Annotated in this window: 8 protein-coding genes and 1 pseudogene; 3 read left to right on the top strand and 6 right to left on the bottom strand. The window is 37.1% G+C overall.

All coding sequences use genetic code 11. The features are described 5' to 3' along the window. Both AC1DG9_RS21585 and AC1DG9_RS21580 read right to left on the bottom strand, forming a co-directional pair. Positions 1-391 (bottom strand): annotated as a pseudogene (locus tag AC1DG9_RS21585) (dipeptidyl carboxypeptidase II); the annotation flags it as partial. 94 nt (positions 392-485) lie between these two features. Then, a complete protein-coding gene (locus tag AC1DG9_RS21580) occupies positions 486-1,295 on the bottom strand; it encodes a hypothetical protein (RefSeq protein WP_172660769.1) in 810 nt (269 codons plus the stop codon). 176 nt (positions 1,296-1,471) lie between these two features. Between AC1DG9_RS21580 and AC1DG9_RS21575 the strand changes: the two genes are divergently transcribed. Together AC1DG9_RS21575 and AC1DG9_RS21570 are read left to right on the top strand one after the other, a co-directional pair. Beyond that, the gene (locus AC1DG9_RS21575; protein ID WP_477635212.1) at positions 1,472-4,135 is read left to right on the top strand and encodes a T9SS type B sorting domain-containing protein; all 2,664 of its coding nucleotides are present in this window, start codon (positions 1,472-1,474) and stop codon (positions 4,133-4,135) included. 87 nt (positions 4,136-4,222) lie between these two features. Then, a complete protein-coding gene (locus AC1DG9_RS21570; RefSeq protein ID WP_337715686.1) occupies positions 4,223-4,717 on the top strand; it encodes a GNAT family N-acetyltransferase in 495 nt (164 codons plus the stop codon). A gap of 12 nt (positions 4,718-4,729) precedes the next feature. Here the strand turns inward: AC1DG9_RS21570 and AC1DG9_RS21565 are convergent, their stop codons facing one another. Beyond that, positions 4,730-5,143, bottom strand: coding sequence for a hypothetical protein (locus AC1DG9_RS21565; RefSeq protein WP_337715684.1), 414 nt, complete (start codon positions 5,141-5,143; stop codon positions 4,730-4,732). 52 nt (positions 5,144-5,195) lie between these two features. Between AC1DG9_RS21565 and AC1DG9_RS21560 the strand changes: the two genes are divergently transcribed. Further along, positions 5,196-5,792, top strand: coding sequence for a Crp/Fnr family transcriptional regulator (locus tag AC1DG9_RS21560; protein WP_337715682.1), 597 nt, complete (start codon positions 5,196-5,198; stop codon positions 5,790-5,792). 1,002 nt (positions 5,793-6,794) lie between these two features. On the opposite strand, the gene gap is transcribed toward AC1DG9_RS21560, so the two are convergent. The 3 genes from gap to AC1DG9_RS21545 form a co-directional block, all read right to left on the bottom strand. After that, complete coding sequence (gene gap, locus AC1DG9_RS21555; protein WP_477635211.1) at positions 6,795-7,793, bottom strand: type I glyceraldehyde-3-phosphate dehydrogenase; 999 nt, start codon at positions 7,791-7,793, stop codon at positions 6,795-6,797. A gap of 4 nt (positions 7,794-7,797) precedes the next feature. Beyond that, positions 7,798-8,640: a hypothetical protein gene (locus AC1DG9_RS21550; protein ID WP_172660766.1), complete on the bottom strand. Its 843-nt coding sequence runs from the start codon at positions 8,638-8,640 to the stop codon at positions 7,798-7,800. A gap of 2 nt (positions 8,641-8,642) precedes the next feature. Next, positions 8,643-9,461: ATP-dependent 6-phosphofructokinase (locus AC1DG9_RS21545; protein ID WP_477635210.1), on the bottom strand; the 819-nt coding region annotated here is incomplete at its 5' end.

Here is a 9,461-nt window from a genome sequence, read left to right as displayed (position 1 = left end):
GTTTAGGTGCAATTTCTTCTTGTAATTTTTGTAGATCATCGTTTGTATTTGCACCTGTAAGAAGGCCAAATATCCGATTTACCCTTGTGAGCATTTCACCTGATTTCTCCATTGCTACAAACGTATTTTCGAATGTCGGCGTTTCGGTATTGCCAGCAATTTTCTGGATTTCTTCTAAATGAATTTTCATTCCCTCCTCGAAAGCAGGTTTAAAGTCGCTATCTTTTATATGATCAAAATCAGGCGCCTGGTAAGGTAGTTTACTCTGGTTAAGAAAGGGGTTTGAGGATGATAAAGCCGTGCCGTCTGCTGTCGACTTTTTGTCGGTATTTTGACAAGATGTTAGAATCGCAATCATTGCAAATAAAGGGACCTTAAATGATGTTTTCATGCAGTTTTTTTATTTTGTTGATCTAATGTACATAAAAAAGCGCCTGTATCATAAGTGTTGATACAGGCGCTTTTTTATGTAAAACTTGTAATGCTTACTTGAATGATTTTAAATCGACAATCTTATCGTTGTCGCTAGGGATTAAGTGTGAAATGCCTTCTTTATCTCTATCCCATTTATAGTTTTCCTGAATCCATACAAACAGGTCATTTCCTTTTGCGGTTGGCAAAGTTTTTAAAGGTTGATCATATGTTTTTCCTGTAGGATAGTGCACCTGGAAGAAAGATTTTTCGCCTAGAAATGCAAATGTTTGTTTATCCGGAGATTTCAGCATGAATTCTCCCTGGATTCTTTCGTCCGGGTTTTGTCTTTTAATTAAGAAAACCTTAGCGTTAACATTGGCAACAAAGAAATCATTATTAACTAAATAACCATCTCTTCCGGTTTTGATAATTCCCTTGGTATATTTTTTATCCTCTTTACCTTTAGATGCTCTGTAAAGGCTAATCACGTCTGGTTTTTTATCTGTTATTGTGATTAAATATACAGGAGCTACCAGACCTGAGTTGTCGGCAATTTGAACCAGTAAAGCGGTTTTTTGAGTGTTTACATATTCAGCAGTAGAAAATTTACCTATAGCGGAGGCTTTGTCTGCCGGATTTGTTTGGATTTGAATGACTGTATCCTTGTATTTTACATTAAATACTTCTTCTGTTTCTTCAGCCGCTTTTTTATCACTTTCGGCAGTAATAAGCGCTAAGGTGTCGCCTCTGGTTTCGGGATAATAATTGAACTTTTCTGTTGCAGTTAGCACTCTCGGGGCATAAGTTGCAGCATTTTCTTTATTGCCTTGACAAGCTGAGAAAGCAACGGTTGTTAAAAGGGCGTAAAAAATAGTTTTCATAAAATTTTGAGATAAGAGGAATATTTGGTTTAAACAAAGTTAAATTCTGGCATTAAATATCCAAATATAACTTGGTAACATTGTAGTTAGCGCTGTAGGTAATAGATTTAAATAGAAATTCAAAAAGCAAAGTATATTTTGCTATACTTTGAATACATTAGTGTTAAATATCTAAAATGCTTCACTCTCATCGATTTCTATTAATCTGCCTGTTTTATGTTCTTGGCATATCATTAGCAAATGCACAATTGATATTGCGATCAGGGGAAAGTTTCCTTTCTGGAGAAAACATCAAAAAGATTATAATAACATATGATGATCATACGGTCTGGGCATTAACTGCATCAGGAATAGTTTATTATAAATCGATGCTTGCTGGCGACTTTTCTATTTATCCACAAACAGTGGGAGAGCTGGTGGACGATCTTGCTGGCTATAGTACGCAGGATATTTACTTTTCTGTAAAACCCAAACGGCTTATTCATGTTAAAAATGGTAACAAAAACATGATTCCTCTGGATGATCCTGAAATTACGAAGATAAATGGAATTGCCGTAAAGCTTGATGGTATGAAGAATACTGAATCCTATCCTGATGTTGATGACTATTGGCGCGATGATCGTCTGGTGGTTGCAACTGATAAATATCTATATAGAATCATCAGAAATGATAATACAGTAATGTTGTATGACATTTATCGTGAACAAGGCTTTGATTTCAGAGGCTACAAAATTACAAAATCAGGTATCAAAGGAGTAGAGTTTAAAGTAAATTTGGATGTAAATTATAGATGTGGATGGCCTCAGGGAGAAAGTGTAATTCAACATATTGATTACACAATATATGTTTCCAATATACCGCAGCATGACCCATATGGAGATTTTAACTGTACTATGTTTAATTATGATAAAGGCAGTGACTATATGGGTATAAATCAGAATTCTCAATATTGGGGAACAAATAATGGATTATATATTCAGTATTGGGGGCGTTGTGGTATTGGATTAACGCAGCCAATTAAAAATGAACAAATCAATTCGATAGAGGAATTACGGATGTTTAACGTATTATCGCCCACTACATTTGTATTGGCAGCCTCCAATACTGGATTATTTTACACCGAAAAGTTTGTTAAAAGTATGCTGTTTGATTGGGTTCCTATAGAAGAGGTCAGTTTTAAAAAGTTGCCAGGACTAAATGCCAGGGTCAATAATTTTGCAATTGATTATAGAAGTTTTTCTCCAGAGGGAAGTAGACCTGCTTATGATCCAAGGTATATATGTGAAAATGTAATTTGGCTGGCTACTGATCAGGGCGTGAAAAAGGTATATCCGCAACTAGATGGTGCAATTTATGAAGAAAAGCTACTTGCCAGATTCACTTATGATAAAGACCCTGATATGGAAACTGTAGAGGAATCTATTTTTACACTTTGCGGAAATGAAAGCCTGGAAGTTAATGCCAACTTTACAGATCCTATAAATAATGGTGCAATATCTATTCATTGGACAAAGAACGGTGTGGATTTACCTGAATGGGCAGGAAAATCAGTTGTTAGGATTTTGGATAAAGGACGTTACAGGGCTGAACTGATTGGCATGTGTGAAGGGGTGAGCATGCATTCTAAAAACTTTGTCATAAATACAGAGACTACTCCAGAAATTACATTCAACTACCCCGCAAAAATTACTTTGTGTGAGGGGAATAGCAAAGAACTTTCAACCATTGATAAACCCGGTTATACCTATCGATGGTTTAAGGACGATGCTGAAATTGTAGGGGAGAGTGTAGCTAAGTTAAAGGTTAGTTCAAAAGGTAGTTATAGGGTAGAGGTGAGTAATTGTGCCGGGAGTTTTGTAACCTCGTCAGCCGTGGCGATCGATATAGCTATATTGTCTGCGCCTATTATTACCCCCAATAAATCAACTTATTGCTTCGGCGATATCGCTTTGTTGAAGATCGAAAACACGAAAAGCCATAAGATACATTGGTATAAGGACGGTATTGAATTAAGGACTATGGAGAATAAGACGGAAATCCAGGTATCCTCGGCTGGGATATACGAGGCTATTTTTGAAAATATTGAGGGATGTAAAAAGAAATCGAACCCATTTAATTTGCAAATCTACCCCTTTCCTGTAATCTCAGTAAATACCGTTCCAACGAAAAGCTTATGTTATGGAGAATCGGCAAGCTTAAGTGTCTCAACTGCCCCGAATTCAACTTACCGATGGAACACGGGGRCAACCACATCTTCGATTCAGGTAAATCAAGCAGGCAATTATTTTGTAGAGGTTACCTCAGCTTTTGGTTGTACAACCAAAAGCAATGTGGTAAATGTTTTAGTAAACGATCGGATTTTGTTGACTGAACCCCTGGATTCTAAAATCTGTACAACATCTGGTGAACAGGTTACTTTGATTGCTGAACCAGGATATCTGAGCTATAATTGGAATGGATTGACTAGCTCAAGCAATGCATTTACCGTTTCCAAGCCAGGTGACTACAAGTTAACTGTAACGGATGTAAACGGTTGTACCGCCAAAGTTATTTATAAAGTTGTTTCTTGGTGTAAAGAGATCATTGTGGCTAATGCATTCACCCCTAATGGAGATGGCATAAATGATTTATGGTATGTTGCCGGACTGGAAAATGATCCTAGTGCTACGATTACAATTTACAACCGATATGGAGTGCTGGTTTTTCAAACGAGGGGTCTAAATCCCGTATGGGATGGTCGCTACAAAGGCACTGATGTTCCGGTTGGAGTTTATTATTATCAGATAAAAAGCAGCAAAAGTGATAAACCATTAAAAGGAAGTGTGACATTGATCAGATGATGAACTAAGACCTATCTTAGATATGATTTTTATTGAGTTTGGAAGTATAATACTATAGCTATAGATTTGATACAAGATATCGTCAACATGCTAAAACCATATGATAGTTCGGATTTCAGATTATTAGAATCTTGGGTGACAGATGCTGAACTTTTGCTTCAGTTCTCGGGCACAGATTTTTCTTATCCTTTAACAGAACAGCAAATCCAGGATTATAAGAATACCTATCCAGATCGTCTACTTTATATAGGTTATACCTTAGAAAAGCTTCCGTTTGCTTTTGGTGAGATCATTCCTCAAGAAAGTGGCGCCCCTAGGCTAGCCAGGATTCTTGTGGGGGAACCAAGTCTTCGGGGTCAAAGATTAGGCAGATACTTTATTGAATTGCTAGTAGAAGAATCTAAGCGACTTTTTAAGATTGATACTGTTGAACTTTTTACATGGGAAAAGAATTATGCGGCAATTAGATGCTATGAGTCAGTCGGTTTCAAATTCTTACCAGAGAAAAGTAAAACAATGGTACATGAAGGGATAAGTTACGACATTCATAAAATGGTTTTTACATATGGATCTGGAGAATGAAAGTAAACTACATTAATCTTTTGCAAACTTTAATATGCGAAGGCCTAAAATACTGCCGTATATAACAAATGCAGCCATCAGTAATGCAATGGCAATGAAGATAAATACGTAGCGACCACCATTAATGATGTTGCAATATATGGGTATTGCAGTTAAGAGTACGAGTGCTAAACTACAAGCTATTGTCCATCGATAATTCCAATTTTTATCGAAGTGATAAAAGCCGGTAAATATGAGATAGAAGATACTCCCATATCCAATAATCCCTAGTGCCGAGGTCTCAAGATTTAACAGAGCTATCAAAAGATAGGCAAACATGGGGAATGAAAGTTTGTCACCTAATGCCACTACAAAAAGTCCGTAAAATAGAGGGAAAATTACCTTCATAAAGGTTAATTTACTAATGATGTAGTTGTCTATTTTCATAATTGATCAGTTATTGATTTGGGCAAGTTAAATGATTAGTTTTACTCTACTTTTGACAAAAATCAAAAACGATATGGCTGATGATATCCATTCTTCAATTTTTAAAAAGCTTCTTGCCATCCAGTCAATTAACGACGATGTTATTTCTGATATTCTCTCAAAAAGTAAAGTATTGACTGTTTGCAAGAAGACATATTTGCTCTTACCGGGAGATATTAGTAAGCATGTTTATTTTATCAAATCTGGTGCTTTACGAAGTTTTTATATCGATTCTGATGGGAATGAAAAGGTATCTTGGATCTTAATAGAGAATGATATCGTTGTGTCTGTTAATAGTTTCTTTACTGGAAATCCTTCAGTGGAATACCTCGAAGCAATAGAGGACTGCGAGCTTCTTCAATTGAGTAAAAGTCATCTGGAGGAAATCTATACAAAACATCCTCGGTTCAATTATATTGGAAGAAAACTGATTGAGGCATACTATGTAAGATCAGAGGAACAGGCAATTTCTTTACGCACATTATCTGCAAAAGAACGATATGAACGTTTTTTATCTCATGAAGGATATTTACTTAATCGAATTCCACTTGGATATATCGCATCTTATCTTGGGATGTCTCAGGAAACATTGAGTCGTGTCCGCAAATAATTTTTTTGATATATGGGTAGAATACCTGCTTTGTGCAAAGGTATGCTAGTACCACATCCCAATATGACATAATTGAAATTGCAAGGTAACTCTATGTTTTATCGTAAAAACATGGACTGGACATGGAGAAGTGCTACTGAAGTTTACTGGGATACCAATATGAAGAGGCTTTATTCCCCCTAAGCCGTCCTTAAAGCAGTATAATTATGCCTCAAGTCGATTGATAATCTCCTTCCTCTCAGTAACTTTGGCGCATTGGATTGCTCCCAAATACAAGTGGATAACAACCATCGTAATTTGCGGCATATGGCTACTGTTAGTTCTTCTCGGTCTACTTATTACTAGCACTGATATAAAACTTTACGGTGATGAATATAAAGTAAAAGATGGTGGTCTAGCCATTGCCATGACAATTCTCGGAGTGGCACTTGGTTACTACCTGCTTTGGAAAAGAACGCGGATAAGTGTTTACAAATAGGTACGAAGTGTGAATTCGCGAGTGTATTAATCATTACACAAAGTTAAGCTTGTCACCACAACACGCTTAAAGAAACTATGGCATAAACGCTCACATAGCAGCCTTATAGCCCATTTATTCCGTTCCTTAATTGCTTTGAAAGCTTGGTTTTTGAGTGCTATAATTTAATATAACTATGGCACATAACACATTATTGCGGGTAGGGTTGGTTCAGCCAGCCTTTCGGTTTAACAGCGAACTCAAAAGAGATTTAATAGCCGTACTGATGGATGATTCTAATAAATTTAATAGGGACAAACACGGGGACAAAATGGGGGACAAGACCTTCGATACATAGCGTAGATGCCTATATTAGCATTCAATATCGCAATACAATTAACAGAATTATTAACACATGTTGAACCTTAGTGTGGGAGTCTTACTGGTTGAAATACATGGGGTATAAGAGGCTAGAAATAAAGAAAGGGATGTCGCATCCACGCACATCCCTTTTCTAACCAAATATAAACCTGTATGAACGGGTTTTACTTTAAGTTTCCGTAGTACTCTACGAATTTAGCTAATGCATTAGAATAGCCCCATTCGTTATCATACCAAGAAACCACTTTAACGAAGTTATCATTCAATGAAATACCAGCTTTAGCGTCAAAAATTGATGCATGCTCATCACCGATAAAATCAGAAGAAACTACTTCGTCTTCAGTATATGCTAATACGCCTTTCAACTCACCTTCAGAGGCAGCTTTCATGGCTTTTTTTACGTCTTCGTAAGTAGCAGGTTTTTCCAAACGTACAGTAAGATCGACTACAGAAACGTCGGCTACAGGAACGCGGAAAGACATACCAGTTAATTTACCTTTTAATTCAGGAAGTACCAAGCCTACAGCTTTAGCAGCACCTGTTGATGAAGGGATGATGTTAGAGAAACCACCACGTCCGCCTCTCCAGTCTTTAGCTGAAGGACCGTCAACTGTTTTTTGAGTTGCAGTTACCGCGTGAATAGTACTCATTAAACCTTCTACTATACCAAAATTATCATTTAATACTTTAGCAATTGGTGCTAAGCAGYTAGTAGTACAAGATGCATTTGAAACGATCGTTTGGTCTGCAGTTAATTTATGATGATTTACACCCATTACATAAGTAGGGGTATCGTCTTTTGCCGGAGCAGAGAATACCACTCTTTTTGCACCTGCAGCAATGTGTTTTGCACCGTCTGCTTGAGTTAAGAATAAACCAGTCGACTCAATAACAGTTTCTACACMAACTTCATTCCATTTTAAGTTTGCCGGATCTTTTTCAGCAGTGATACGGATGGTTTTTCCGTTTACTACAAGATTTCCATTTTCTACAGCGATAGTACCATCAAAACGACCATGTGTAGTATCATACTTTAACATATAAGCCATGTAATCAGGCTCAACTAAGTCATTGATTGCAACGATATCTAATCCTCTTTTTAAAGCAGCTCTAAAAACCAGTCTGCCGATACGGCCAAAGCCGTTTATTCCAATTTTGCTCATCTTATTAATTTGAATAGTAGTTTAGTAAATTATATATTGGTTCTTTAGTAATTGATGTTATTTTTAATCCGTGTTTTTCTGCTGTTTCCCTTAGTTGCTCCTGAAATGTTCCTGCAACAAGACCTACAAAATGTATTTCCTTTCCAGGATGTAGTTTTATTGTTGGTAACAGATATATATTGAAGTAACTTTCAAACGCTTTATCTATTAGATCTAGTATATATTTATGGTTGCGGTTTTCAAGGAAAAAATCGAAGAAAGAACTGAAAAATTGCTGAGCCATTGGTTTTTTATACACACGCTCAAGTATTTGCGGTCTGTCCAGATTGTATTTAACCTCAAACTCACTTTGCAAATCTTTTGGTAATTTTTCCTGAAGAAAGGCTTTTACAAGAATCTTTCCCAGGTAGGTTGCTGAACCCTCGTCGCCCAGAATAAATCCAAGGCCAAAGTTATTTTTCTCGGGGCTTTTACCATCAAAATATGCACAGTTGGCACCACTGCCTAATATACCCACGATGCCACTGTTGTTGTAACACGCTGAAATTGCTGCTCCATATAGATCATCCTTAACGGTGATCTTGCTATACTTAAAGAAGATACCAAGCGTTTCTGCCAATTCGTTCCTTCTTTCTACTGAGGAAGCTCCTGCAGCAAACACATATATTTTCTTTATGCTTTCGGCATGATTAATCAGCGTAGCCTTCTTATTTAAAAATTGCAGTATTGCTTTTTGATCGTTAAAACAAGGGTTTATACCGGGCATAGTGCATTCGGCGATGGTTTTTCCATCCCGTGCAATTTTCCAGAACGCTGTTTTTGATCCGCTATAAACTACTGCAATCATATTTATATTGATAAGACTTTAGTCATTTCCAATAAATCACTTTCCAATTTAAAGCTATGCTTTGTAAGTGCTTCTTCAATAGTGGTGGTGTGTATATCATTACCACGCAGGCCAACCATTTGCATGGTGTTTCCTTTCAAAAGTTCATTTACAGCAGCAAAGCCAAGTCTGCTTCCAAGTATCCTGTCGAAACTACTCGGGCTGCCTCCACGTTGAAGATGGCCTAAGATAGTCACTTTTGTATCATAGTGGTTAAACCTCTCCTTAACTTTTTTGGCAATGTCAAAAGCTCCACCGTCTTTATGTCCTTCAGAAACAATAACTATGCTCGAAGATTTTTTAGTAGATGCACCTGCTTCCAGTTGCGCCACCAATTCATCAACACTAGTTTCCCTTTCAGGTAATAAAACAGCTTCTGCACCACTGGCAATTGCGCTTCTTAAGGCGATACACCCCGAATCTCTGCCCATTACTTCAATAAAGAACAACCTGTCATGCGAGTCGGCGGTATCTCTGATTTTGTCGATGGCTTCAATAACTGTATTTATTGCCGTATCATATCCTAAAGTAAAATCTGATCCGTATAAATCGTTATCAATAGTTCCGGGAATACCTATAACTTTTACGCCATGTTTCTTTGCAAATCTCTGGGCTCCTGTAAAAGTTCCATCTCCACCGATGACAATTAGTCCATCTATGTCTCTTGCTTTTAAATTTTCAAAAGCAATATCTAGTCCTTCTTCAGTTTTGAAATCCAGACAACGTGCTGTTTTTAATATTGTTCCTCCGAGGTGGATAATGTTACTTACGGACCTTGCATC

It is taken from the genome of Pedobacter sp. 05L430 (genome assembly GCF_056397585.1).
Note: the sequence above shows the minus strand (reverse complement) of the source record. Positions and strands in the feature narration are given on the sequence as shown.

What these genes read in the sequence shown, in the direction of transcription:
- AC1DG9_RS21565 (WP_337715684.1), bottom strand. Translation starts at nt 5,143, where the DNA reads ATGAAAATAGACAACTACATCATTAGTAAATTAACCTTTATGAAGGTA.
- AC1DG9_RS21550 (WP_172660766.1), bottom strand. Translation starts at nt 8,640, where the DNA reads ATGATTGCAGTAGTTTATAGCGGATCAAAAACAGCGTTCTGGAAAATT.
- AC1DG9_RS21580 (WP_172660769.1), bottom strand. Translation starts at nt 1,295, where the DNA reads ATGAAAACTATTTTTTACGCCCTTTTAACAACCGTTGCTTTCTCAGCT.
- AC1DG9_RS21570 (WP_337715686.1), top strand. Translation starts at nt 4,223, where the DNA reads ATGCTAAAACCATATGATAGTTCGGATTTCAGATTATTAGAATCTTGG.